At 66.3% G+C, this 24,406-nt stretch carries 19 protein-coding genes and 2 pseudogenes; 11 read left to right on the top strand and 10 right to left on the bottom strand.

The window, feature by feature from the left end:
• The first annotated feature begins 70 nt into the window (after nucleotides 1–70).
• Both OKW45_RS22365 and OKW45_RS22370 read left to right on the top strand, forming a co-directional pair.
• A pseudogene (locus OKW45_RS22365) lies at nucleotides 71–1,004 on the top strand (hypothetical protein).
• 19 nt (nucleotides 1,005–1,023) lie between these two features.
• A complete protein-coding gene (locus OKW45_RS22370) occupies nucleotides 1,024–1,395 on the top strand; it encodes a copper resistance CopC family protein (protein WP_429471175.1) in 372 nt (123 codons plus the stop codon).
• A gap of 43 nt (nucleotides 1,396–1,438) precedes the next feature.
• Here OKW45_RS22370 and OKW45_RS22375 read toward each other — a convergent pair whose 3' ends face one another.
• Both OKW45_RS22375 and OKW45_RS22380 read right to left on the bottom strand, forming a co-directional pair.
• Nucleotides 1,439–2,326, bottom strand: a complete 888-nt coding sequence (locus OKW45_RS22375; RefSeq protein WP_184003753.1) for a LysR family transcriptional regulator — start codon at nucleotides 2,324–2,326, stop codon at nucleotides 1,439–1,441.
• Nucleotides 2,327–2,458: 132 nt separating this feature from the next.
• Nucleotides 2,459–2,653 (bottom strand): hypothetical protein, encoded by a 195-nt coding sequence (locus OKW45_RS22380; RefSeq protein ID WP_018417808.1) that lies wholly within the window; start codon nucleotides 2,651–2,653, stop codon nucleotides 2,459–2,461.
• A 585-nt stretch (nucleotides 2,654–3,238) separates the two neighbouring features.
• On the opposite strand from OKW45_RS22380, the gene OKW45_RS22385 reads away from it, so the two are divergent.
• Nucleotides 3,239–3,985 carry an SDR family NAD(P)-dependent oxidoreductase gene (locus OKW45_RS22385; protein ID WP_429471178.1) on the top strand — a complete coding sequence of 249 codons (747 nt, stop codon included), beginning with the start codon at nucleotides 3,239–3,241 and terminating at the stop codon, nucleotides 3,983–3,985.
• A gap of 115 nt (nucleotides 3,986–4,100) precedes the next feature.
• On the opposite strand, the gene OKW45_RS22390 is transcribed toward OKW45_RS22385, so the two are convergent.
• Complete coding sequence (locus tag OKW45_RS22390; RefSeq protein WP_429471180.1) at nucleotides 4,101–5,000, bottom strand: LysR substrate-binding domain-containing protein; 900 nt, start codon at nucleotides 4,998–5,000, stop codon at nucleotides 4,101–4,103.
• A gap of 118 nt (nucleotides 5,001–5,118) precedes the next feature.
• On the opposite strand from OKW45_RS22390, the gene OKW45_RS22395 reads away from it, so the two are divergent.
• Complete coding sequence (locus tag OKW45_RS22395; RefSeq protein WP_429471182.1) at nucleotides 5,119–6,369, top strand: 2-aminoethylphosphonate--pyruvate transaminase; 1,251 nt, start codon at nucleotides 5,119–5,121, stop codon at nucleotides 6,367–6,369.
• Between the two features lie 62 nt (nucleotides 6,370–6,431).
• Nucleotides 6,432–7,235 carry a phosphonoacetaldehyde hydrolase gene (gene phnX / locus OKW45_RS22400; protein ID WP_018417814.1) on the top strand — a complete coding sequence of 268 codons (804 nt, stop codon included), beginning with the start codon at nucleotides 6,432–6,434 and terminating at the stop codon, nucleotides 7,233–7,235.
• 4 nt (nucleotides 7,236–7,239) lie between these two features.
• Here the strand turns inward: phnX and OKW45_RS22405 are convergent, their stop codons facing one another.
• Together OKW45_RS22405 and OKW45_RS22410 are read right to left on the bottom strand one after the other, a co-directional pair.
• On the bottom strand, nucleotides 7,240–8,169 hold the full coding sequence (locus OKW45_RS22405) for a LysR family transcriptional regulator (RefSeq protein ID WP_018417815.1): 930 nt from the start codon (nucleotides 8,167–8,169) through the stop codon (nucleotides 7,240–7,242).
• Between the two features lie 45 nt (nucleotides 8,170–8,214).
• Nucleotides 8,215–8,628: pseudogene (locus OKW45_RS22410) on the bottom strand (amidohydrolase family protein); the annotation flags it as partial.
• A 344-nt stretch (nucleotides 8,629–8,972) separates the two neighbouring features.
• Between OKW45_RS22410 and argG the strand changes: the two are divergent.
• The 6 genes from argG to OKW45_RS22440 all read left to right on the top strand — a co-directional run bounded on the left by argG (nucleotide 8,973) and on the right by OKW45_RS22440 (nucleotide 17,006).
• Nucleotides 8,973–10,307, top strand: coding sequence for an argininosuccinate synthase (gene argG / locus OKW45_RS22415; protein WP_018417817.1), 1,335 nt, complete (start codon nucleotides 8,973–8,975; stop codon nucleotides 10,305–10,307).
• A 179-nt stretch (nucleotides 10,308–10,486) separates the two neighbouring features.
• Entirely contained in the window at nucleotides 10,487–11,518 is a 1,032-nt protein-coding gene (locus tag OKW45_RS22420; RefSeq protein ID WP_429471184.1) for a sensor domain-containing diguanylate cyclase, read from the top strand.
• Nucleotides 11,519–11,675: 157 nt separating this feature from the next.
• Entirely contained in the window at nucleotides 11,676–13,211 is a 1,536-nt protein-coding gene (locus OKW45_RS22425) for an MltF family protein (protein ID WP_429471186.1), read from the top strand.
• Between the two features lie 118 nt (nucleotides 13,212–13,329).
• The gene (locus OKW45_RS22430) at nucleotides 13,330–13,848 is read left to right on the top strand and encodes a RidA family protein (RefSeq protein ID WP_429471188.1); all 519 of its coding nucleotides are present in this window, start codon (nucleotides 13,330–13,332) and stop codon (nucleotides 13,846–13,848) included.
• A gap of 332 nt (nucleotides 13,849–14,180) precedes the next feature.
• Nucleotides 14,181–14,720 carry a BBE domain-containing protein gene (locus OKW45_RS22435; protein ID WP_429471190.1) on the top strand — a complete coding sequence of 180 codons (540 nt, stop codon included), beginning with the start codon at nucleotides 14,181–14,183 and terminating at the stop codon, nucleotides 14,718–14,720.
• Nucleotides 14,721–14,909: 189 nt separating this feature from the next.
• Complete coding sequence (locus OKW45_RS22440) at nucleotides 14,910–17,006, top strand: D-(-)-3-hydroxybutyrate oligomer hydrolase (RefSeq protein WP_429473343.1); 2,097 nt, start codon at nucleotides 14,910–14,912, stop codon at nucleotides 17,004–17,006.
• Nucleotides 17,007–17,115: 109 nt separating this feature from the next.
• Here the strand turns inward: OKW45_RS22440 and OKW45_RS22445 are convergent, their stop codons facing one another.
• From OKW45_RS22445 to OKW45_RS22465, 5 genes are all read right to left on the bottom strand, one after another.
• Nucleotides 17,116–19,983 carry an Hsp70 family protein gene (locus OKW45_RS22445; RefSeq protein ID WP_429471192.1) on the bottom strand — a complete coding sequence of 956 codons (2,868 nt, stop codon included), beginning with the start codon at nucleotides 19,981–19,983 and terminating at the stop codon, nucleotides 17,116–17,118.
• A gap of 5 nt (nucleotides 19,984–19,988) precedes the next feature.
• Nucleotides 19,989–21,836, bottom strand: coding sequence for an Hsp70 family protein (locus tag OKW45_RS22450; protein WP_429471194.1), 1,848 nt, complete (start codon nucleotides 21,834–21,836; stop codon nucleotides 19,989–19,991).
• On the bottom strand, nucleotides 21,833–22,432 hold the full coding sequence (locus OKW45_RS22455) for a DUF2760 domain-containing protein (RefSeq protein WP_429471196.1): 600 nt from the start codon (nucleotides 22,430–22,432) through the stop codon (nucleotides 21,833–21,835). Before OKW45_RS22455 ends, OKW45_RS22450 begins: the two co-directional genes overlap by 4 nt.
• Before the next feature lie 332 nt (nucleotides 22,433–22,764).
• The gene (locus OKW45_RS22460) at nucleotides 22,765–23,040 is read right to left on the bottom strand and encodes a hypothetical protein (protein ID WP_429471198.1); all 276 of its coding nucleotides are present in this window, start codon (nucleotides 23,038–23,040) and stop codon (nucleotides 22,765–22,767) included.
• 106 nt (nucleotides 23,041–23,146) lie between these two features.
• Nucleotides 23,147–24,391: a tyrosine-type recombinase/integrase gene (locus OKW45_RS22465; RefSeq protein WP_429471200.1), complete on the bottom strand. Its 1,245-nt coding sequence runs from the start codon at nucleotides 24,389–24,391 to the stop codon at nucleotides 23,147–23,149.
• Between the last annotated feature and the right edge of the window lie 15 nt (nucleotides 24,392–24,406).

Below are 24,406 nucleotides of genomic sequence, written 5' to 3' on the forward strand. Positions count from 1 at the left end.
GCCCGCTCGCGCGCGTCCGTTCGATGACGCGCGCCAGCCTCGTCTCAACCGATCAGACAGGATGCACCCGATGCACACACCAGCAATGCGCGGCGGCCGTCCGCCGCGCGCGGCGCCGCTCGTCGCGGCCGCCACCTATTTCGCCTACACCGCTTACGCCGCGTGCGGCGTCGTAGGCCTCATCGCCGCGCCGTCCACCGCGCAGGCGCACGCGATCGCGGGCGACCGCGTATTCCCCTCGACGCTTGCCGTCGACGACCCCGGCGTCGGCGACGAAGCCAACTTCGAGTACGGCCATCAGCGCGTGCCCGGCGACGACGGCGACCAGAGCATCAACACGTTCAGCTTCGAGTACGACAAGCTGATCACGCCGCGTCTGGCGGTGTCGATCGACGGCGGGTACGTGACGCAGAACAACCCGCGCGCGGCCGGCTTCGACAACTTCGGCGTCGGCCTCAAGTACCTGCTGTACGTGAACGAGCCGCACGAGCTGATGACGTCGATCGGCGTCGATGCGGAGCTCGGCGGCACTGGCAGCCGCGCGATCGCCGACAACTTCTCGACGATCTCGCCGACCGATCTTCATCGGCAAGGGCATGGGCGATCTGCCCGCTTCGCTCGCGTATCTGCGCCCGGTCGCGGTCACGGCCGAGGCGGGCCCCGCGCTCACCACCGGCGCGGGCCAGCCGAACGCGTTCAACTACGGCTTCACCGTGCAGTACAGCCTGCCGTATCTGCAGCAGCACGTGCACGACGCGGGTTTGCCGCAGCCGTTCGCGAACCTGATTCCGCTCGTCGAGATTCCGCTGTCGCGCAGTCAGGGGCAGACGACCGGCACGGTCAATCCGGGCTTTATCTGGATCAATCGCTATGGACAGTTCGGCGTCGAAGCGCAGATTCCGATCAACCGCGCGAGCGGCTCGCACGTCGGCATTCTGGTGCAGGCGCACCTGTTCTTCGACGACATTGCGCCGACCACGCTCGGCAAGCCGCTGTTCCCTTAAGTAGCGCAGGAGAAAGACGATGAACAACAGCTTCAAACATCACGCGATGCGCGCGGCGGCACTGATCGCCGGCGTGACGCTCGCGAGCGCGGCGTTCGCGCATGTGTTTCCGCAGAAGCAGGAGCCGGGCGCGGGCGCATCGGTGGCCGCGCCCGCGCAGGTCAAGGTGACCTTCGACGGGCCGCTCGAACCGGCGTTCAGCTCGCTCACCGTCACCGATGCGAGTGGCAAGCAGGTCAGCACGCGGAAGTCCTCGGTCGATGCGCAGCAGCCCGCGGTGATGACGGTGGCGCTGCCGACGCTCGCGGCCGGGCACTACACCGTGCATTGGGTCGCGGTGGCGTCGGACGGACATCGAACGCATGGGGATTATGGGTTCGATGTGAAGTAGCGCGGTACGATGCGCCGCGTCGCCGTGCTCAGGCGCGCGGCGCTCAGACGCGCTTGAACAATTGCCGCGCGAGCGAGCACATCAGCATCGTCGCCGGCGATTCGTCCTGCAGGCGCCGGCTCATGATGATCGGCGAAGCGGCGCTTGCCGACGGAATCGGCCGGTACGCGACGCCATGCGCGCGCAAGCCCTCGACGCTCTCCGGCACGAGACATACGCCGACCTGCGCGGCGACCAGCCCCAGCGCGGTCTGCAACTCCCGCACTTCATGGATCGCTTTCGGCTCCAGCGCCTGATCGTGCATTGCCGAGATCTGCTGGTCCGCATAGCTCGGCCGCGGTGTGCTCGGATAGACGATCAGCGTTTCCTCGGCGAGCGCGGCGAGCGTCAGCGGCTTCTTTTGCCGCGCGAGTGGATGGTCCTGCGGCAATGCGGCGATCATCCGTTCCTCGACCAGCACTTCGCGCGCGAGTTGCGCATCGTCGAAGCGCAGCCGGCCGAAGCCGACGTCGATGCGGCCACCTTTGAGCGCGGCCAACTGCTCGATCGTGAACATCTCGATCAGCGACAGCTCGATGTGCGGCGCGGCCTCGCGAAACGAGCGGATCACCGCGGGCAGCGCGCCATACAGCGTCGACGGTACGAAACCGATCACGATGCGTTCCGCGAGTTGCGCGAGCCGGCGCGTGAGCGGCGCGAGCTCGTCGGCTTCATCGATCAGACGTTTCGCCTGCGTGTAGAAAATGCGGCCGGCTTCGGTGAGCCGCAACGGCCGCGAGCCGCGCTCGAACAGCGGCAGGCCGACACTTTGCTCGATCTGCTGGATCTGCCGCGACAGCGGCGGCTGTGTCATATGCAGACGATTGGCCGCCCGCGTGATGTTCATTTCCTCGGCGACCGCGATGAAGTAGCGAAGTTGGCGAAATTCCATGCATGCCTCTGAGGTGTGATGCGTCGGCAATTGGCGTTGCGTTGGTCTGCTGCGAGTTGGGTGCTGCCGGTTGCGGTACGGTGCTGCCGCCGCGGCGCTGCGCGAGGGCAACGAATGATAGCAACAGCGCCGCTAAATACCGGCCAGATGGCGCACGAGCGCCTTTTCCGCGCGCGGCAGCGCATTCAGCTCGCGCATGCTGTTGCCGTCGTTCGTCACCAACGTGTGGCAGCTGTTTGCGGGATCGGGCGTGCGCGCGCTCGTCGGACGCTTATGGCCGATGCTGGCGGGCATCGTACTCGGCACGCTCGTTGCGGCACCATTCATTGCTTTATCTGACTGCTCGGCCTCGGCGTTCAATTGATGGCGCGCGCATTCGTTTAAAAGACGTTGGGAGGCAGCGGATAGCGGAGGAGGGAGATCGTGTGGCCCATTATTCTCGACACGCTCGGCGCGCTCGCGGTGCTCGCGAGCGTGGCCGCGCACATCGCGCTGCTGCTCGGCAGTGAACAAAAGCGCGGTGAATAAAAGCGCTTTTAGTGTGTAGCGCCTGATCGTGACGTCTGCCCGTAGGAGTCTTGTGCGGTGCACGTCTGTGCTGCTGCGCGCCGCTCTTGCGGTCGATCAGCGCGCGCTTCCGCGACGCCGACGCCGACGCTGGCGCCGCGGCGCGGCGCAAGCCAAACATCATCAATCGACGTAAGCCACGTCAACGGGCCCATCGAGGTCCGATGCGAATCGATTGTTCGTCGGAAGCGGCGTATCAATTCGTCTCGAGCCGCTTTATCCGGCCTCGCGCCATGCCTAAATTAACGACCAGTGACAGCGCCACTGCATTTCTGGCTTTTATTGGCGTGGGCCCCGCGACTCCTCGCGAGGCATGCCGGCGCGAACCATTGAAAGGACACGATGATGAGCAAGCTCACAGGCAAGGTAGCGGTTGTAACGGGTGCATCGAAAGGCATCGGAGCGGCGATTGCGAAGGCATTGGCGACGCAAGGCGCGTCGGTCGTGGTGAACTATGCGTCGAGCCGCGCGGGCGCCGACAAGGTGGTCGCCGATATCACCGCGGCGGGCGGCAAGGCGGTTGCGGTTGCCGGCGACGTGTCGAAGGCCGCGGACGCGAACGGCATCATCGATACGGCGATTGAAACGTACGGGCGGCTCGACGTTCTCGTCAACAACTCGGGTGTCTATGAATTCGCGCCGCTCGAAGAGATCACCGAAGCGCATTTCCATAAGCACTTCGATGTCAACGTGCTCGGGCTGCTGCTCGTGACACAGGCGGCGGCCAGGCATCTGGGCGAAGGCGGCAGCATCGTCAACGTGAGCTCGGTCGCGAGCCGCATCACGCCGCCGACCACCGCGGTCTACACGGCGACCAAGGGCGCGGTCGATGCGATCACCGGCGTGCTCGCGAAGGAACTCGGACCGCGCAAGATCCGCGTGAATTCGGTGAATCCGGGCATGGTCGAGACCGAGGGCACCCACAGCGCCGGCGTGATCGGCTCGGACTTCGAAACGTGGGCGATCAGCACGACGCCGCTCGGCCGTATCGGCCAACCCGACGACATCGCCGATGTCGTCGCGTTCCTCGCTTCGGACGATGCGCGCTGGATGACGGGCGAGAGCCTGATCGCGAGTGGCGGGTCGCGTTAAGTCTGAAGGGGTTGCCAACGCTCGTGGCAACCCGCGGAACGATTCGAGCGCGATAGCGGGCGGCGGGGCCGGCAGCATGAAGGCCACGCCGCTCCTTGCAGCGATGGCGCGCGAGCTACGCGCGTTGAACGTCGCCCCCCGAGACCTCTGTTTCGGCTCCCGGCAACTCCACCGCAAAAAACGCGTCGAGCAGATTCGAGCCGGGCCGCTCGGCGAGCCGCGTCAGCGATTCGATCATCTGCACGCGGCAATCGAGCAGCGGCACCATCCGGATCCGCCGCGACTCGTTGAACTCCGCGCGCGCGATGACGCCGACGCCGATTCCCTGCGCGACCGCTTCCTCCAGCGCCTCGCGGCCATCCACGTACATGACCGGCTCGACTTGCAACGACTCCCGCACGAGCTCGATTTCGAGCAGTTGTTGGGTGACCGATTGCGGCTCGCGAAAGATCATCGGCTGTTCGACGAGCTCCGCGTAACTGAGCCGGCGCTTCTTCGCGGCCGGGTAGCTCGCCGGCACCATCGCGACCAGCGGATCGCGCCGCAACACGCGCGACTGCAAGCGGCTATGCACCTGCGGCGCGGCCGTGATCGCCGCGTCGACCGCGCTCGACAGCACGCGCTGCATGCACTCTGCCGCATTGGCGATCGACAGCGTGACGACGATGCCCGGGTGCCGCTGGCGAAACGCGCCGATCAGCGCGACGGCGAGATCGGGCGCATCGGCCGCGAGCGATAGCGAACCCGACTTCAGCCCGCCCGCTGATTCGAGCAGTTGGCGCGCGTCCCGCTCGCAACTGAGCATATGCCGCGTCACGCTGAACAGGCGCAGCCCGAGTTCGGTCGTCTCCACGCCGCGCGGCCCGCGCTCGAACAGCTTGACGCGGTAATCCTGTTCGAGCCGCCGCACGTGATCCGACACCGCCGGCTGCGTCAGCGACAACGCCTGCGCCGCTTTCGAAAAGCCGCCATGTTCCGCGACCGCATGGAACGCCCGCAATTGCGCGTATTGCACGTGAACCTCGTCATCAAATAAGCTTTTGCGATACCGTCATCGATTATATCGATTTTGCCGATGGACAACGCTTCTGTATCGTGTCAGCTATCGACATAGCGATATCGGAGTTGCGGACATGGAAAGCGCGATCGGCGGTTCGGCGGCGGCATTGGCCGTGGCAGCCGCGGCAACTTCGACCCGTTGCACCACACCCTGCGCCGCGCCGGCTGGCGGCGAGCCTTATCTGCTGACGCCGGGCCCGCTGACCACGGCACTATCGACCAAACAGGCGATGCTGCGCGACTGGGGCTCGTGGGACGGCGACTTCCGCGCGATGACCGCCGAGTTGCGCGCGAGCCTGCTGGAGATCGCCGGCGACACCGCGGGCGACTACGACTGCGTGCCGCTACAGGGCAGCGGCAGCTACTGCGTCGAAGCGATGCTCGGCAGCCTGATTCCGCGCGACGGCCACGCGCTCGTGCTCGCGAACGGCGCGTACGGCAAGCGCGCGGCGACCACGCTTGGCTATCTCGGCCGCGCCTGCACACTGCTCGACAAGGGTGACTACCTGCCGCCGCGCGGCCTCGAAGTCGAACGCATGCTTGCCGCCGATCCGTCGATCACGCACGTGATCGCGATCCATTGCGAAACGAGCTCGGGCATCCTCAATCCGCTTGAGGAGATTGCAGCTGCGGCCGCCAGGCACGGTCGCAAACTGCTGATCGATTCGATGAGCGCCTTCGGCGCGGTGCCGCTCGACGTGCGGCAGATCGCGTGCGAGGCGTTCGTGTCGTCGGCGAACAAGTGTATCGAGGGCGTGCCGGGTTTCGGCTTCGTGATCGCGCGCAAGAGCGCCCTGCGCGAAGCCAAAGGCCGCAGCCATTCGCTCGCGCTCGATCTCTACGATCAATGGGACGTGATGAATCGCACGGGCCAGTGGCGCTTCACACCGCCCACGCATACGGTGGCCGCGTTCTTCGAGGCGCTGCGTCTGCACCGGCTCGAAGGCGGGCAGCCCGCGCGGCTCGCGCGCTACGCCAACAATCGCGACGTGCTGGTGGCCGGCATGCACGGGCTTGGCTTCGAGCCGCTGCTCAACGGGCGCTGGCGCTCGCCGATCATCGTGACGTTTTTTTCGCCGGCGCATCCGTCGTTCGAGTTCGCGCGCTTCTATGAACTGATGAAGGAGCAGGGCTTCATCATCTATCCGGGCAAGCTGACGGTGGTCGACAGTTTCCGCATCGGCTGCATCGGTCAGGTCGACGAGCAGGTGATGCGACGCGTGGTCGATGCCTGCGCGCAAGCGCTGCGCACGATGGGCGTCACCCACGCGGGGCCGCCGCCCGCCGCGCTCGACGAACGCAAGGCGCTCGCGCAGGCGGCCTGAGCCGCGACAGCAAACCCGCGACAGCAAACCCAATACATTCGGATTCCTGGGGATTCAAGCAGATGAAACACGTGAAGGCAGTGATTTTCGATTGGGCCGGCACGGTGGTCGACTACGGTTCACGCGCGCCGATGGGCGCCTTCGTCGAGACCTTCGAGCAGTTCGGCGTGCCGATCACGATCGACGAAGCGCGCGGCCCGATGGGCATGGCCAAGCGGCCGCACATCGCGGCGCTGATGGCGCTGCCGCGCATCGCGCAGGCTTGGGCCGAGCGCCACGGCCATATGCCGACCGACGCCGATATCGACGCCGTGTACGACGTGTTCGTGCCGAAGAACATCGCGGTCGCGGCGAGCTATAGCGCGGTGATCCCGGGCGTCGCCGAAGTCGCGAGCGCATTGCGTCAGAACGATATCCGCATCGGCACGACGACCGGCTATACCCGCGAGATCATCGACGAAATCGTACCGGGCGCGGCCGCGCAGGGCTTTGTGCCGGACAGCATCGTGTGCACCGGCGATACGCCGGAAGGGCGGCCCTCACCGTACATGATCTACCGGACGCTGCCGGAACTCGGCGTGTGGCGCGCGAAAGAGGCGATCAAGGTCGACGACACCGAGGTCGGCATCGAAGAAGGCATCAACGCCGGCACGTGGGCGGTCGGCGTCGCGGTGAGCGGCAACGCATTCGGCATGAGCGAGGCCGAGGTGAAGGCGTTGCCGGCCGACGAATTCGCCGCGCGCCGCAACGCCGCGACGGCCAGGCTGAAGGCGGCGGGCGCGCATTACGTGATCGATAGCGTCGCGGATCTGATGCCGGTCGTGTACGACATCGACGCGCGGCTCGCTCGCGGCGAGCGGCCTTGAAGCGTCACTTGAAGAAACCGACCGCGAGATCGATGAACTCGCGCACCTTGCGCGGCACGAACTCGCGGCTCGGATACACCAGCGACACGGCCACGTCGCCATTGAGCACCGCATAGCCGTCGAGCACGCGCACTAGCGTGCCGGCGCGCAACTCGTCCTCGACCATTTCGAGCGGCAGCAGCGCGATGCCCATCGCGCCCAGCGCGGCCTGCTTCTGCATGATCATGCTGTTGACCGTGAACGATGCATCGATCGCGATGCTCTCGCCGCTGTCGTCGCCGTCCTCGCTCGCGCTTTCGGCATCGCCGTCACCCTTGCGGAAGATCCACATCGGGCCGGTCGTGTCGAACGGCGCGGCAATCAGCCGATGCCCGTCCAGTTCGGTCGGCGTTTGCGGTTGACCGGCCTGCGCGAGATACGCGCGCGCTGCCACCGGCACCGCGTGCGAGTTGATCAGACGCCGTACCACTAGCGACTCCGAGCGGATCATATGCTCGGTCACGATGCCGACATCGAAGCCGCCTTCAAGCAGATCGACCCGTTTTTCCGTCAGCGTGACGCGCAGGCTGACTTGCGGAAAGCGCGCCTGATATTCGGCGAACAGCGGCGTTAGCCGAAACAGCGAAAAACTGCCGAGCGCGACGATGCGCAGATCGCCGGCCACGTCGCGCGAGGCCGTGGTCGCGCGCGACTCCACTTCCTCCAGTTCGGCGAGCAGCACGCGGCAACCGTCCGCGTATTGCGCGCCGGCCTCGGTCAGCACGACCTTGCGCGTGGTGCGCTGAAACAGGCGAATGCCGAGATGCTGTTCGAGGCTCGATACATGACGCGTGACGACCGACGTCGACACGTTCAGTTGCGCGGCGGCCTGCGCGAAGCTGCCGACATCGGCCACCTTGACGAAGGCCTGCATGGCCTGAAAAAGATTGATCATTCGAGTCCAAAAAACGTCCTTGTTGTAGCGGACGGCGTGGCTGAACTACCGCGCGACCAGCGCGCCGTCGCGCGCGGCGAGGCGGCCGTTCGCAATGACCAGCTTGCGCGCCGGCCGCGCGACGAGCGCATGCGCGAGCGTGTCGGCGTCGACCAGCACCAGATCGGCGCGTGCGCCCGGCTGCAAACCATAGCCTTCGAATCCGCATGCGCGAGCGGCGGTGCCGCTGACGCAACCGCACGCGAGCGCGAGATCGTCGTCGCGGCGCAGGCCGTAGCGCATCGCGATCAGCATTGCCCGTTCCAGCATGTCGGGCGAGCCGTATGGCGTCCATGTGTCGCGAATCCCGTCGTTGCCGCCGAACAATATGACGCCGTGCGCGAGGCAAGCCGTGAGCGGCGGCACCGGCACCGACGGCGGTGCGCTCGTCAACAGCGCGACGCGCAGCTCGGCGATACGCGCGTTGGTGACCAGCGAGGCGTTCGTCGTGGGGCGCGGGATGGTCGTGGTCATGGGCGGCGGGCAAGGGGAATGAACGGGATGAACGGTCGGTGCGTTGACGCAATCCGCGATGCTACCCTTAGACGATAATAAATTCGCCCCCGTTACGGCAAATACAGCGTGAATTGAGCCGGATATTCGGCGCGGCGAGATTCCGGCGCGAGGCCGCGCCGACCGGCAAAATCCAAGGCCGGACGGCGGTTCACGGTATACTCCCGCGTAACTTGCCTGATCGCCAGGCTTGCCCGATACTCAGCTGTTACCCCCAAATCTCCCCGTACGTCGAGTTAACGCTACTGCTTATGAGTACAATCCTTGAAAGTCTTCCGATCGGCCAGAAGGTCGGTATCGCGTTTTCCGGCGGCCTCGACACTAGCGCCGCGCTGCACTGGATGCGCAAGAAGGGCGCCGTGCCGTACGCCTACACGGCCAACCTCGGTCAGCCCGACGAAGACGATTACGATTCGATCCCGCGTCGCGCCACGCAATATGGCGCCGAAGGCGCGCGCCTGATCGACTGCCGCGCGCAGCTGGTCTCGGAAGGCATCGCGGCGCTGCAGTGCGGCGCGTTTCATATCTCGACGGCGGGCGTCACCTACTTCAACACGACGCCGATCGGCCGCGCCGTGACCGGCACGATGCTGGTCGCCGCGATGAAGGAAGACGGCGTCAACATCTGGGGCGACGGCAGCACGTACAAGGGTAACGACATCGAGCGTTTCTACCGCTACGGTCTGCTCGTGAACCCGGACCTGAAGATCTACAAGCCGTGGCTCGACCAGCTGTTCATCGACGAACTCGGCGGCCGTTCTGAAATGTCGGAATTCATGCGCCAGTCGGGCTTCGACTACAAGATGTCGGCCGAAAAGGCGTATTCGACCGACTCGAACCTGCTCGGCGCGACGCACGAAGCGAAGGATCTCGAAAGCCTCGAGTCCGGCATCAAGATCGTGAACCCGATCATGGGCGTCGCGTTCTGGCGCGACGACGTGCAGATCGCGAAGGAAGAAGTGACGGTCCGCTTCGAGGAAGGCCAGCCGGTCGCGCTGAACGGCCAGACGTTCCCGACCGCGGTCGAGCTGCTGCTCGAAGCGAACCGGATCGGCGGCCGTCACGGTCTCGGCATGAGCGACCAGATCGAAAACCGCATCATCGAGGCGAAGAGCCGCGGCATCTATGAAGCCCCGGGCCTCGCGCTGCTCAACATCGCATACGAGCGTCTCGTCACCGGCATCCACAACGAAGACACGATCGAGCAGTTCCGCGAGAACGGCCGCCGCCTCGGCCGTCTGCTGTATCAGGGCCGCTGGTTCGATCCGCAGGCGATCATGCTGCGCGAAACCGCGCAGCGCTGGGTCGCGCGCGCGATCACCGGCGAAGTGACCGTCGAGCTGCGCCGCGGCAACGACTACTCGATCCTCAGCACGAAGTCGCCGAACCTCACATATCAGCCCGAGCGTCTGTCGATGGAAAAGGTCGCATCGACGTTCTCGCCGCGCGACCGCATCGGCCAGCTGACGATGCGCAACCTCGACATCACCGACACGCGCGACAAGCTGCGCATCTACTCGCAGGTGGGCCTGCTGTCGTCGAACGAGACTTCGGCGCTGCCGCAGGTGAAGGGGGACAAGGAGTAAAGCGGCGCGTCTGATTACCCGAACGTCGCATCGATCGATGGGCCGGCTCGCGAGAGCCGGCCCATTTTCTTTGGGGCTCCCGGATACGCTCCGGCGCTTGGGCGCGATCCCACATTCTGTGCTCAAGTTTCACGTGCCTATGCCGTTGACATAAGCTAAGCCCATTCTGGAACCCTTCCGTGCAACTCGCCCACAGTAACGACCGCCTCGCCAGCCGGATGCCAGTCGACTCGACCGCCGCCGGCGAACCCGAGGTCGAGTCTTCGGTCATCGAGTGGCTGTTGCACGACGACCAGGTGATGCGCGAGTGCTTCACGCATGCGGCGGAGATTCTGAAGAGCGTGACCGGCGCGGCAATTACCGCGATCGTGCTGCTCGACGAGGAGCATCAGCACTATCGCGCCGAGGTCGGCATGGCGATGCCGCTCGTCACGCGTGCGCGCTCGCTCGCCGACTACGCGGTGCGCGATGCCGACCTGTTCGTGATCGAGGATGCGCACAACGACAGCCGCTTCGGCGAATGCATGCTCGTCAAGCGTCATCCGTTCGTGCGCTTCTACGCGGCGATCGCGTTGCGCGCGCCGAACGGCGAGATCGTCGGCGCGCTGTGCGCGATGGACCCGGCGCCGGGCCGGCTCGACGCGGGCCGGCGCGGCGTGTTTTACCACCTGCGCGCGATGGTCGAAAACGATCTGAAGATGCGCACGGCCACCGCGATCGATCCGCTCACCCAGTTGTACAACCGGCGCTTTCTGCTCGAAACCATCGCGCGCCGCTGGAAGGAGGCGCGCGACGGCGACGTGATGGGCTCGGTGGTCGTCGACGTCGACTGGTTCAAGCAGTACAACGACACCTACGGTCATCAGGCCGGCGATCACTGTCTGTGTCTGGTCGCCTCCGTGATGCAGGCCGCCGCCGACAGCGAACGCATCGTGGTCGGGCGCATGGGCGGCGAGGAGTTCGGAATGCTGATTCTCGAAGCGCAACCTTCGGTGCTCGAAGACACGCTCGAAACGCTGCGCCAGCGAGTGGCGGACCTCGCGATCGAGCATCGCGCGTCGCCGCTTGGGGTGGTGACGGTCAGCATTGGCGCGTCGCTCACGGCTATCAGCGACCTGTCGCGACCCGCGCATCGCGACGGTTTCGCGAGCGCTGACCGTGCGTTGTATCGCTCGAAGCATAAAGGACGAAATCTCGTGACGATGGCGTAGTGGGCGTTGGCGATTACGTCGGTACGGCTCTATCTTCAGTCATGGCGCATTGCTTATAGGACCATCGTCCCATTTTCACCCGTTGCCATCGTGGCAATATGGATGCGCGTAGCGAACGTCGACGCAGTCGCCGGGTGCGACAGCAGGGTGTTTTACGATGCGCATCATTCAAACGTTGCTGTACATCGCGGCGTTCTGCTCAGGCATGATCGTCGGCCCCGCGGCGTGCGTCGCCGCCCAAAGTGTCGCCGCGCAGCCGGCCGCCTCGTCGGCCCTCCCGGCATCCCCAACCGCCGCGGCGTCGGCTCCCGCAGCGCGCCGTATCGATCTCGGCAATCAACCGTTCACGGGGGATTTCGACGCCATGCTCGACCGGCGTCTGATCCGCGTTCTGGTTCCCTACAGTCGAACGCTCTATCTGAATGAGCAAGGTCACGAACGTGGGCTGACCGCCGGTCTCATGCGGGACTTCGAGCGTTATGTGAACAAGAAGTACCGGGCGACGCTCGGCAAGCGTCCGCTCACTCTGGTCATCATTCCGACGACTCGCGACCAGTTGCTCCCGGGGCTGATAGCGGGCCGGGGCGACATCGCCGCGGGCAATCTGACGGTCACGGAGGCCCGCATGAAGCAGGTCGACTTCGTGGCGCCGCGTGACCGGACAGCAGTACGCGAAGTGGTCGTGACCGGGCCGAAGTCGCCGGCCCTCGCGAAGCTCGACGATCTCAGCGGTAAGACGGTCCATGTGCGGCCAAGCAGCAGCTATTACGAGAGCCTGAACGCGTTGAACGCGCGTTTTGGCAAGGAAGGCAAAGCTCCGGTGAAACTCGTGCCGTTGCCCGACGCGCTCGAGGACGAGGACGCGATGGAGATGCTCAATGTCGGGCTGCTCCAGATCCTCGTCGTGGACGACTGGAAGGCAAAGGTATGGGCGCCCGTACTGGCTGGAATCGTCGTGCACAACGATATTTCGGTGCGCGACGCAGGCTACATCGGCTGGGCGGTGCGCTTCAAGAGCCCCAAACTGCAGGACGCGATCAACGACTTCTACTTGAATTACGTGAAGAAGCAGAGTGTCGCGGAAGTCCGTCTGCAGCAGGAAATGAAGCGCATCAAGCAGATCTCCAACAATACGGAGTCAGCGGAGCTGAAGCGGTTCAGACAGACCGTCGGTCTTTTCAAAAAATACGGTGCGCAGTACGGCTTCGATCCGCTTTTGCTTGCGGCTCAGGGCTATCAGGAATCCCAGCTGAACCAGAGCGCCCGCAGTCACGTTGGCGCAATCGGGATCATGCAGCTGATGCCAGCCACGGGGAAGGAACTTGCGGTTGGCGACATCAGGGTGGCGGAGTCCAACGTACATGCGGGAGCGAAATATCTCGATGTGCTGATGGCCCGTTACTTTCCCGATGCTCATTTCTCGGAACGGGACCGCTCGCTGTTCGCATTCGCAAGCTATAACGCAGGACCCGCAAACATCGCCAAAATGCGCAAGGAAGCGGCGGCGCGCGGTCTCGATCCTAACAAGTGGTTCAACAATGTCGAAATCGTAGTCGCCGAGAAAATCGGCATCGAGCCAACGACGTACGTGCGCAATGTCTTTAAATATTACGTTGCGTACCGGCTCGTCCAGGAGGCCGAGGCTGCACGCGCTCGCGCTATCGGGCAGATGCGCAAGCAGGGCGGAACGTGAGGGAAGCAGGCATCTGAAAGCGCTGTCACCGCAGCGACGTGCCGCAGCCACACTGCTGCGCGATCATCGAGGCGCGCGCGCGAATAAACGCCGTCGGGCGTTCACGTGGAGTCTGAATATGTCGACCGTTGAAGATCGCTTGCACGCACTTGGCTACGTCTTGCCGGAACCGTTGCGGCTTCCTCCAGGCCTGACGCTTCCGTTCCCATGGGTACGGGTAGTCGGCAACAGGGCTTGCATCTCGGGCCATGGACCGACCAACGCGGACGGCTCACTGGCCGAGCCACTTGGCAAGGTGGGCAGTCAGGTTTCGCAGGAGCAGGCCTTCGTGGCGGCTCGTCTGACCGCGCTCGCTATTCTGGGCAGCCTCAAGCGCGAGCTCGGAAGTCTGGAGCGCATCGCCTGTTGGACGAGGGTGTTCGGCATGGTCAACTCGGCATCAGGGTTCAACCGACAGCCCGCGGTGATCAACGGCTTCTCGGAACTGATACTCGCTGTCTTTGGCGAGGAGCGCGGCGTTCACGCTCGCAGCGCGGTGGGACTGGCCGAGCTTCCCTTCAACATTCCCGTGGAGATCGAGGCTGAAGTCGAACTTTTTCCACGAGACGCTCGAGCGATTGCATCGAGCGAGGCGTGAGCCCGTGCCGTCACCGCTGTCGCGAGCGATCGTCTGAGAAATGGAAACGATCACGTTTCAGCGTGGAGGAGCGCCATGGTGAAGCGCCGCGATCTGATCAGGTGGCTTGCGGTCGTTCCGCTGTTTCAGTCAATCGGGCCGTTGCTTCGGCCTGGTGCCGCTCAGGCTGCGGAGGTCCCGCGACGCGTACGACGGGGCGAACCGGGATGGCCCACGCCTTCGGACTGGGCGCGACTGAAACAGCAGGTGGATGGCTACCTGATCCGAGCGGAGTCACCGCTCGACCTCTGTCGTGAATCTCCCGGCAATCGAATCTCGCCGAGGCCGGTCATGTGATCCACGGCTTCGACTCGCTGTGGTTGCCTGCAGCAATGCTGGCGAGCGAACGCCAACCCGAACTCGTCGACGCGCTGATGGGCGCTACGCGCTACTGGCTTGTCGAACTTCATTTTCAGAAAGGGCTCGCCGGCGCCCCTGCCGATGTCATTGCCGCCGGCCTGCAAACCCCAGTCAATCCAGTCGTGGCGGAATCGTTCGCATTGGCAGTCGTCGCGCGCGAGGGGCCACCGGCATTCGACGGACTGACAGGTCACCAACCCGATGTTTCGAAGGCACAGCGAGATGCGAAGCTCATCGGATTGGCCATCAACGAACTCGGGAAAATCGCAACGGCCGGTGGCGCATACGTCGCCGAGAGCAGCTATTTCCAGAAGGACTGGCAAGCGGCATATTGGGGGGCCAACTATGCGCGTTTGCTGTCGATCAAGCAGCGTTACGACCCGCACGGAGTTTTCTTCGTTCGCCACGGTGTCGGCTCCGAAGACTGGAGCGAGGCCGGCTGTTTCGCCCGAATCCTGATGCTCGTTATGTAAGGGTATGACCGTGTATTGACTCCAGACAGAGGTCAATGCACGCTAGCGATGCATCGGTATCCGAAGCATCTCGTTCTAACGAACCAGATGGAGCGGGGTCGGCAACAAGTTGGGTACCGTTGCCAATACAACGTCGTATAAATGACGGAGACAGAACAGATGACAACACCGAAAAAAATCCCGGCGGCCATGCGCAACTCTTGGAGGCTCGGTACCGCCGCGACCGTGATGGCGTCCGCAATCGTGCTGGCGGCCTGTGGCAGCGGCAACGACGGGCTGCAACCGCCGCCGCCGAGCAACGTGCTGCCTGGCTTCATCAAAAGCGCGGTGACGACGAAATCTTATGACGGCAACAGCGACGATCTGCTGACCGCGGGCCTCGGCAAGACCGGCCTCGCATCGGCGACGGCGCCGGCCATCGCGAATGCGGCGCAACCTACGGCCGCCGAATTGCGGCGTCTCGCGATCTGGTCGAACTATCGGGCGCTCGTCGACATGACGGCGAACGGCGGCTATGGACGCTTCTGGGGGCCAAACGTCGACCTGAACGGCAACGACACGCTCGGCGAAGGCAAGATCGCGGGCAAGGAATACCTCGCCTATGCCGATGACGGCAGCGGCGCGCAGAACGTTAGCCTGCTCGTGCAGATTCCCACGAGCTTCAATCCGGACCAACCGTGCATCGTCACCGCGACGTCGTCCGGTTCGCGCGGCGTGTACGGCGCGATTTCGGCGGCCGGCGAGTGGGGCCTGAAGCGCGGCTGCGCGGTGGCCTACACCGACAAGGGCAGCGGCAACGGCGCGCACGAGCTGTCGACGAATCGCGTGACGCTGATCGACGGCACGTTGCAGGATGCGACCGCCGCGGGCACGGCGAGCCTCTTCACCGCGAAGCTCGGCAGCAGCACGCTGGCGGCGTTCAACGCGCAGTTCCCGAACCGCTATGCGTTCAAGCATGCGCACTCGCAACAGAACCCCGAGCAGGACTGGGGCAAGAACACGTTGCAGGCGATCCAGTTCGCGTATTGGGCGCTCAACGATTCGTACGGCGCATTGAATGGCACGACGCGCACGGTGCGCTATGCGAGCGGCAGCATCACGACGATCGCCGCGTCGGTCAGCAACGGCGGCGGCGCGTCGCTCGCGGCGGCCGAGCAGGACACGTCGGGTCTCATCACGGCAGTGGTGGTCGGCGAGCCGCAGATCAATCTGCGGCTTGCGCCGCAGGTATCGGTCGCGCAGGGCGGGGTGCCGGTCGGCGCGTTCGGCAAACCGCTCGCCGATTACATGACGCTCGCGAACCTGCTGCAGCCGTGCGCCGCGCTCGCGCCCGCCGCGACCGGCGCGCCGTATCTGACCGCGCTGCCGAGCGCGACCACCACCGCGCTGCGCACCGCGCGTTGCGCGTCGCTCGCGGCGGCCGGCGTGATCGCGGGAACGGATACGGTGACGCAGGCCACCAATGCGCTCGCGCTGCTGCATCAGAACGGCTATCAGACCGACTCCGACCTGCTGCAAGCGCCGATGTGGGACTCGCAGGCGGTGCCGGCCGTCGCCGTGACCTATGCGAATGCGTATGCGCGCGCAAGTGTCGCCGACAACCTGTGCGACTTCAGCTTCGGCACCACCAGCGCGACTGGCGCAGCCGGCGTGACGCCGGCGGTGTCGCCGATGCTGACGGTGTTCGGCAACGGCAACGGCGTGCCGCCGACCAATGGCATCAACCTCGTCTACAACGCGGGCGCCTCCGGCGCGGTCGATCATCGGCTCGCGACCGCCGATGCGAGCTACGCGGGCGCCGCATGTCTGCGCGCGCGGTGGACAAGCGGTTCGTTGAATGCCAGCGTCGATGCAATTCGCGTGAATGCGAATCTGCATGGCAAGCCCACCATCATCGTGCAAGGACGCGCGGATGCGCTCGTGCCGATCAATCACGCGTCGCGGCCGTATCTCGGATTGAATCAGGTGGCTGAGGGCAGCGCGAGCAAGCTGGCGCTGTACGAAGTCACGAACGGTCAGCACTTTGACGCGTTCCTCGGCGTCGCCGGTTTCGATACGCGTTTCGTGCCGTTGCATTACTACAATCTTCAGGCGCTCAATCTGATGTGGGCTCATCTGAAGAACGGCACGCCGTTGCCGCCGTCGCAGGTGATCCACACGATACCGCGCGGCGGCGTGCCGGGAGCCGCACCGGCGCTGACCACGGCCAACCTGCCGGCGATCTCGACGAGCCCGGGTGTCAATGCGATTTCCGCAACGAATGGCGCCGTGAACGTGCCGAATTGAGGGGCGCGTGCTGAAGCAATGCGCGCACACAGGTATCCGCCTGTGTGCGCGTTGCTGTGCATCTGGACGCCGCACGGGCGGTGCTGAGCTTCGCGCCGCGCAAAACGCTTTAGCCGCCGATCAGCTTCAACCCGACCGGCAGCGATTCCCCGAACACGCGACCTTCGTCGGCGTTATCGAGCGCGACGACTTCGCTGACCATCGTGATCCAGGCGCGCGGCGCGCTCGCCGCTTCGAGGCGTCGCACGACGCTCGCGCGCAGCTCGTCGGGCAGATCGCGCGAGCGGTCGCCGGTCATGCGGGCGATCTGGACAGCCGCGAAGGAGGCGGGGTCGACCTTCTTCCAGTCGAGCGCGAGGATCGCATCGAGCCATTGCGCGGCGACCTCGGGCGGCACGACGCTATGCGCGCTGCCGTAGAACGGCTGGCGTGCGCCGATCCGTCCGACCGCCCACCAGCTTTGATGGTTTTCCGCTGGCTTTTTCAGGCGAGCGAGCACCGCCTCGCCGAGTTCGATCTTGCGTTCGGCCGGAATCCGTTCGAGCGATGCGGACAGGCGCACCATATCGGCGAAGCCGGTCTTCGCGACATCGAACGGCAGCTTGTGACGCGAATGCGCGGCCTTCTGCAGATAGTCCATCGCGTCGAGCACGCGCAGCTGCGCATCTTCGCCGAGGCCACCGGCCGCGCGGCGCCACAGCGTCCACCATTCCGACCATACCTGGCTGTCGGTCACGTACTGGATGCCATCGTCGAACAGCGTCCACAGTTGCTCGACGCGCCATTCGTCGAGCGGATAACCGAAGCCAGGCCGCACGCAATAGCCGGCCAGATTCAGCCACAGCCGTTCGTGATCGGCCGAGCGGCGGCGGCGGCGCGCGCGCTCCCACAGCGCGCCGAACAGTTCGCGCAGCAACGCGCTGTTCCAGCTGTCGCGCGGGCCTAGCAGATGTTCGAGCTGCGCGCGCAGTCGTTTGATCTCCTTCGGGTCGACGTTTTGCGCGCGGGCGCCGAAGCAACGGTCGATCAGTTCGATCGCGCGACCGAGCGCCGGGTGGCGTTGCGGTGCGCCTTCGGCGGATAGATCCACTTGCGCGTCGGCGTGGCGCAGCTGGAATTCGAGCAGCCAGCGTTGCGACGGCTCGTCGAGCTCGATGCAATGGACGTCGAGCGTGCCGACCTCGGTCAGCGACGTCGCGATGCGCACGGCGGTTTCGCGAGCGCGATGGCCGTCGCGTGGCTGGACGATCGTCGCGATCGGCGGCAAACGCACGGAGTCGCCGCCCGCGAGGTCGACCAGTTCGCCGGGCTGATACGCGGTGTCCGCGCTCGACGACACCAGGTGAAAGCGCACCGGATGCCCGAGCCGCAGCGCGAACGTGCGGTCCGAGATCAGAATCTCGTGACCTTCCTCGGTGCCGCGCGGCAGCAGGCAGATGCCGCGTTGCGCCAGCGCCGCGTCCGGCTCGGCGTCGCCTTTGCCGGCAGGCGTTTCGTCGAGCACCAGAAAATAGCTGCGTGGCGAACCGCCGCCGATTTTCGGCGCGAAGCCCGCGCGCGCGAGCGTATAGGCGACCGCGCCGCGTGCGACCGCGATGTCGGGGTTGTCGTTGTGCAGCACGTTGAGCGGCGCGCCGCGCCACCCGCCGAGCGTGTCGGCCAGACGCCGCGACAGCGCGTCGGCGCGGAACACGCCGCCGTTGAGCAGCAGCGTGTCGGGAACGGGCAGGGCGGCTGTGCCGGATGCGTCCGGCGTGCTGGAATCCGCGTCCAGGGCCTTGCGGGACTGCGCGGCGAAGCGTTCGAGAAACGCCGCTATATGCCGCGTGACCGCCGCATCGGTCGCGTACGGCAGGCCGAATTCGACGATCGCGCCGCGCGGCCGGCCCGGACGCTCATCGGCGGCCACCCGCGGAAAGAAACCATCGACGATGATCTTCTCGACCTCGTCGCGCGTGACCTGCGTCGTGCGCGCGCCGCCGATCAGCTTCGAGCCCGCGCCGAGCAAGGTGACCGGCGCCGACTCGGGCGCCTGCGCGCCGAGCAATTGCTCCTTCGCGACGCGGCATCGCTCGACCAGCTGCGACAGGCTCGCCGCCGATAGCCGTTGCGGCGCCTGCGCACCGCCGCCGGCACCACCCAACAGCCGCGCCTCGACCAGATGCGCGAGCGCGAGGTCCATGTTATCGCCGCCGAGCATCAGATGATTGCCGACACCGACGCGCGTCAGGCGCGGCTCGCCGTCGTCGGACAGGCCGACTTCGATCAGCGTCAGATCGGTGGTGCCGCCGCCGACGTCGCAGATCAGCACGAGCCGGGTGTCCGTCAACTCGCCGGCAAGCGTGTCGCGATGCCGGAACAGCCAGTCGTAGAACGCGGCCTGCGGCTCTTCGAGCAGCCGCAGCGACGGCAGCCCCGCGAGCCGCGCCGCTTCGACGGTCAACACGCGCGCGCCTTCGTCGAACGATGCGGGCACCGTCAGCACAACGTCCTGCTGTTCGAGCGGCGCCTTCGGAAAGTGCTGGTTCCACGCGGCGCGCACGTGCGCGAGGTAGCTCGCGCTCGCCTCGAGCGGCGAAATCTTGCGGACGTCGTCGGGCGCGCCCCACGGCAGGATCGGCGCGACGCGATCGACCGACGCGTGCGACAGCCAGCTTTTCGCGCTCGCGACGAGCCGCCCCGGCACCTGCGCGCCGAGCAGCCGCGCGAGCCGGCCGACCACGACCGGCTGCGTCGCGTCCTTGCCGTGGCCCGACGCCGCACGCGCACCGGACCACGGCAACTGCAGGTCGGCCGGGCTCAGCTCGCCGTCGGCCGCCTGATAGCGCACCGACGGCAACAGCGGCCGCGCGGCGACTTCGCCGGGGCTCACGAGTTGCTCGATCTCGAACACATGAATCTGCTGCGATCCGGCTTGCGCGTACGCGAGCACCGTGTTGCTGGTGCCGAGATCGATGCCGACGCTGTACCGCTTCATGTCAATCACGCATTCGCGTTGCCGCGCACGTCGAATTCGACTTTCCAGCGCTCGTCGGAGCCGCGCGGGATCGCTTCGAGTTCGAGCGTGCCCGCTTCGGTCACACGCGCGTGCAGCTTCACCGGCACGACTTCGCCGGCGGTGCGGCCGGCCGCCGGGAGCGTCGCCTGGATTTCCTCGAGTTCCTGCAACTCCTCGGGGCCCCAGTAATCGAGCAGCGTGCCGACCTGATCCTGACGACGCACCGACGAGCCGAAGAAGCGGAAATGCACGGGCTCGCCGACGACCAGCCCGAACTCCTGCGCGGGCAGCTCGGCGTCGGTGCCTTCTTCCATGCCGAACGGCGCGACGCACAGCGCCTGCACCGGCGGTTCGAGCCCGGGCACGGCCGGCATCGCCGATTCGATCGCGATGTAGTACGCGCGCGCGGTGCCGCCGCGAATCCGCACGCCGCGGCCGCGCCGCACGTAGCCGTAGTACGCCGCGCCGCGCGCGACCGCCAGATCGAGGTCCGCGCCTTCGAGCAGACGGGCGGGCGCCGCACCTTCGGTCGCGAGCCAGCCGTTCAGCGTGCCCATGATCCGTTCGACCAGCAGCGCCGACTTGAACACGCCGCCGTTGAACAGCACCGCGGTCGGATGCAGGAAGCTCGCGTTGGGCGCGACATGCTCGCGCAGCCCTTCGAGTTCCGCCAGCGCGCCGACCTGACGCCCGAGGAACGCCGCCAGATGCCGCGTGATGCCCGCGTCTTGCGCATACGGCAGGCCGAGCTGCGTTAGACCGACCCGCGCGCGGCTCACCGGACGCGCGGCGCTGTCGACCTGCGGGAAGAAGCCGTCGAGGATCGTCTGTGTCAGTTCGGCGCGCGTCAGCTCGGTGCGGATCGAGCCGCCGATCAGCTTCGAGCCGCGGCTCGGCACGACGAGCGGGACGGTGTCGGTGGCGGGGTCGCCGAGCAGCGTTTCCTTCGCCGCGCGGCACGCGTAGGTGAGCGCGCGCAGTTGCCACGCGTCGGCCTGGGTGCCCTGCGCGGCGAGCTTGCGCGCGACCACGTGCGCGAGCGCGAGGTCCATGTTGTCGCCGCCGAGCAGGATGTGATCGCCGACCGCGACGCGATGCAGTTCGAGATTGCCGTCGCGCTCGATCACCGCGATCAGCGACAGGTCGGTCGTGCCGCCGCCGACGTCGACGACGAGGATGATGTCGCCGACCTCGACCTGCTTGCGCCACTGCCCGCCGCTCTTCTGGATCCAGCTATAGAGCGCCGCCTGCGGCTCTTCGAGCAGCGTCATGCGCGTGAAGCCGGCGGCTTCGGCGGCCTCCGCCGTCAGCTCGCGCGCGGCCGGGTCGAACGACGCCGGGATCGTCACCGTGATGTCCTGCTCGCCGAACGGCGCGTCCGGATGCGCGTGGTCCCACGCCTCGCGCAGGTGCGTCAGGTAGCGCACCGAGCTTTCGAGCGGCGACACGCGCGTGACTTCGGGCGGCGCGTCGTTCGGCAGAATGCCCGCGCGCCGATCGACGCCCGGATGGCACAGCCAGCTTTTCGCGCTCGACACGAGCCGGATCGGCGTGCCGGCGCCGCGGCTGCGCGCGAATTCGCCGACCGCGAATTCGCGCTGGCCGGTCCACGGCAGGTAGAGATCGCCGGAGGCCAGTTCGTCGGGATGCGGCAGGTACAGGAACGAGGGCAGGAGCGGCAGATTATCGATTGCGCCGGGGCCCGTGAGCTGGGCGATCGACAGCACGTCCTGGGTGGTTTTCTCGCCGTCGCTCGCGTGCGTGTCCACGTAGGACAACGCGCAGTGCGTGGTGCCGAGATCGATGCCGATCGAATAGCGTGCGTCGTTCATAGCTCCACCTCCGCCGGTGCGATGACCTTTGCGTTATGACCGTCCGCCAGCTTCGGCAGACGCACATCCTCGACGCGCCAGCCGCGATGGCTGATGCTGCCGTTGAACGGCGCACTGCCGACCACGTTGCCGGTCAAACGGACCGAGCTCGCGTCGAAGCCTGCGGGCAGCGTCACGCGGCTGCCTTCGGCTTCGTCGCGCACCGGGCGGATCGTGAAGTGCTCGCGCAGCGTCGCGCGGCAGCCTTCGTGCACGAGGCGCGCGGCCGCGCCGATGTCGGCGTCGCTATAGGCCTTGATGTCTTCCTCGACGAAATCGATGAAGCGCGCGTCGCGTTGCAGCAGGCCGAGCAGTTGCAGCGCGGCGTCGGGGGAGGCCTCCTTCAGCACCGGCGCGGGTTGCGGCTTCGGTTGCGGGGCGCCGGCGGGGGCCGGGGTTGGCGTGGCGGCGGGGGCGGCTGCCGGGGCCGCGCCGATCTTTTCGCCGTTGCGCAGGCGCAGGACGTCGGCGGCGAAGTCGCCATTGCCGAGAATGCTGAAAAACGTGCCGACGGCCAGCGAAATGCGGCCGAGGAAGGATGGATTCGAATCGCTCATAAAGGCTCCTGATCTGCTCTGTTGGGGACGAGCGGTCCTCGCCGCGCCGCGTGCGCCGGCAGCGAAGCTGACGTGCCGGGCGGGCTGTGATGTTGCGGGTCGGCGCGCGGCCCGGGGCGACGATGCAACCGCTGGGCCCGAAAACGGTTTGGGGACGCTTCGCGACCGGGTCGGCCGCGCGTGCGGCGCGCGCAAAACCCGTATTTTGCCTTGCGGCGCGCCCGACGCGGGCAAAGCCGGCAATTCTAGCGGGCAATGGGGTGGGATTGGCGGGGAGTTGGGGGAAGCGGGCGATGCAGGAAGGCGCTTTGGCAGCGCGCTTATCAGCGACGTTACGACTTCTTCGGATCCTTCGACACCCGCTTTGCCGATGGTGCGGGCGCGGGCCTGACCGGCCCGGCGACGTGCATGACGGCGCGGCGCGGTTGTCCGTGCGCGGCCGTCGCGGGTGCAGACCTGACCGGTCTGGTGGCGTGCCTGTCGGCTCGAGGCGGCTGTCCGTGCGCGGCCATCGCCGGCGCGGGGCCGCCCGGGTGCCCGAGCGGCGGATGCGCGCCGCCCGGATGCTCGACGCCGCCCGGATGCTCCGGCAGCAGGCGCAAACGCATGCCCGGCGCGCATCGCCTGATGAATTGATCCAGCCGGGAAATAGAAAGAAATAACGCGAAAATTCCGGCGCGCTTCACACGCCCGCTTCACACGCCCGATCCGCGCCTAATTGCCGCCCGCATCGCCGTCTTTAGACTTCGCGTCGTCCCAGTTCATCCGGTGTCGATTAACGGTCTCGGTATGCCGCGCGTCGTCCTCGGTGTGGAGGTAAAGACTGGTCGTATTCAGCGAAACGTGGCCGAGATTGTCGCGGATCGTGCGCAGATCGACGCCCCCGTCCGCCTGATGCGAACCGGCCGTATGCCGCAGCCAGTGCGCCGACGCGCGCTCGAGCTCGTCGGCGCGATCGGCGAATTCGGGGCCGCGCGCGCGCAACCACATCGCCGCGCCCGCGAAGATGCCCTTGATCGCGTCGTGAATCGCCGAGCGCGACAGGCAGCGGTTGCGGCCCTTGAACGGCAGCACGAGCGGCGTTTCCTCGGCGCGGGTCGGCAGGGCGGCGAGGCCATTGAGCGTGCGGTAGCTGCGCAGCTCCTGAACCAGTTCGGCCGACACCGGCACGATCCGCTCCTTGTCGCCCTTGCCGAGCGTCTCGAGCCACCACTGGTCCTGACCATCGGCGCCGAGCCTTCTGAAGAACTGGCCCATCTGCCCGCCAGCCACCTCGGAAATGCGCATGCCCTGCAAATAGAACAGCGTGGTCAGCCAGCGGCAACGCGCGTAGTACGCGCGTTGCGCATCGGTATCTTGCGGCAGCTGCTCGACGAACAGCTTCACTTCGTCCCATAGCGACGTCGACAGATAGCGGGTGACGCGCGGCGCCGAGCGCTTCGCGCGTTGTCGCAGGAGCGCCATCGGATTGCCGCGCAGATAGCCGGCATTGACGAGCCACGTGAACATCGCGTTCAGGATGATCAGCGCCTGGCGCTGGCTGGCCGGCGACAGCGGCCCGTTGAACGGCCGCCAGCGTGCGTCGCCGCGCGCGTACTTGCCGCCGTTCGCCGACACCCAGCGCGTGGCCGGCTGCGGATCGGCGATGAACGCCTTGAACAGCAGCAGATCCTCGTGCGTCAGCGACGACAGCGGCTTGCCGAGCTGCACGACGGCCCACAGCAGCAGCCGCTCCGCTTCCTTGCGGTAGTTGTCGAAGGTGGTCTTGGTGTCCGCGTAATTGGACAGCCAGGCGCGCACGGCGTCGAGGTCGTTGCGCGCCGATAGCTGCGAGTTTTCCGCCGCGCCGCGATTGGTGCCGTCGCGGCCATCGAGCAGTTCCGGCACGACGAGCGATTCGACGGGCTGGACGGTGGCGAGCTCAGCGTTCAGGGCAGCTTTCGGCACGGCTTTCGACACGGTTCGGGACACTCC

The sequence above is a fragment of the Paraburkholderia lebeckiae genome, from assembly GCF_050436225.1.
GTDB lineage: Bacteria > Pseudomonadota > Gammaproteobacteria > Burkholderiales > Burkholderiaceae > Paraburkholderia > Paraburkholderia tuberum.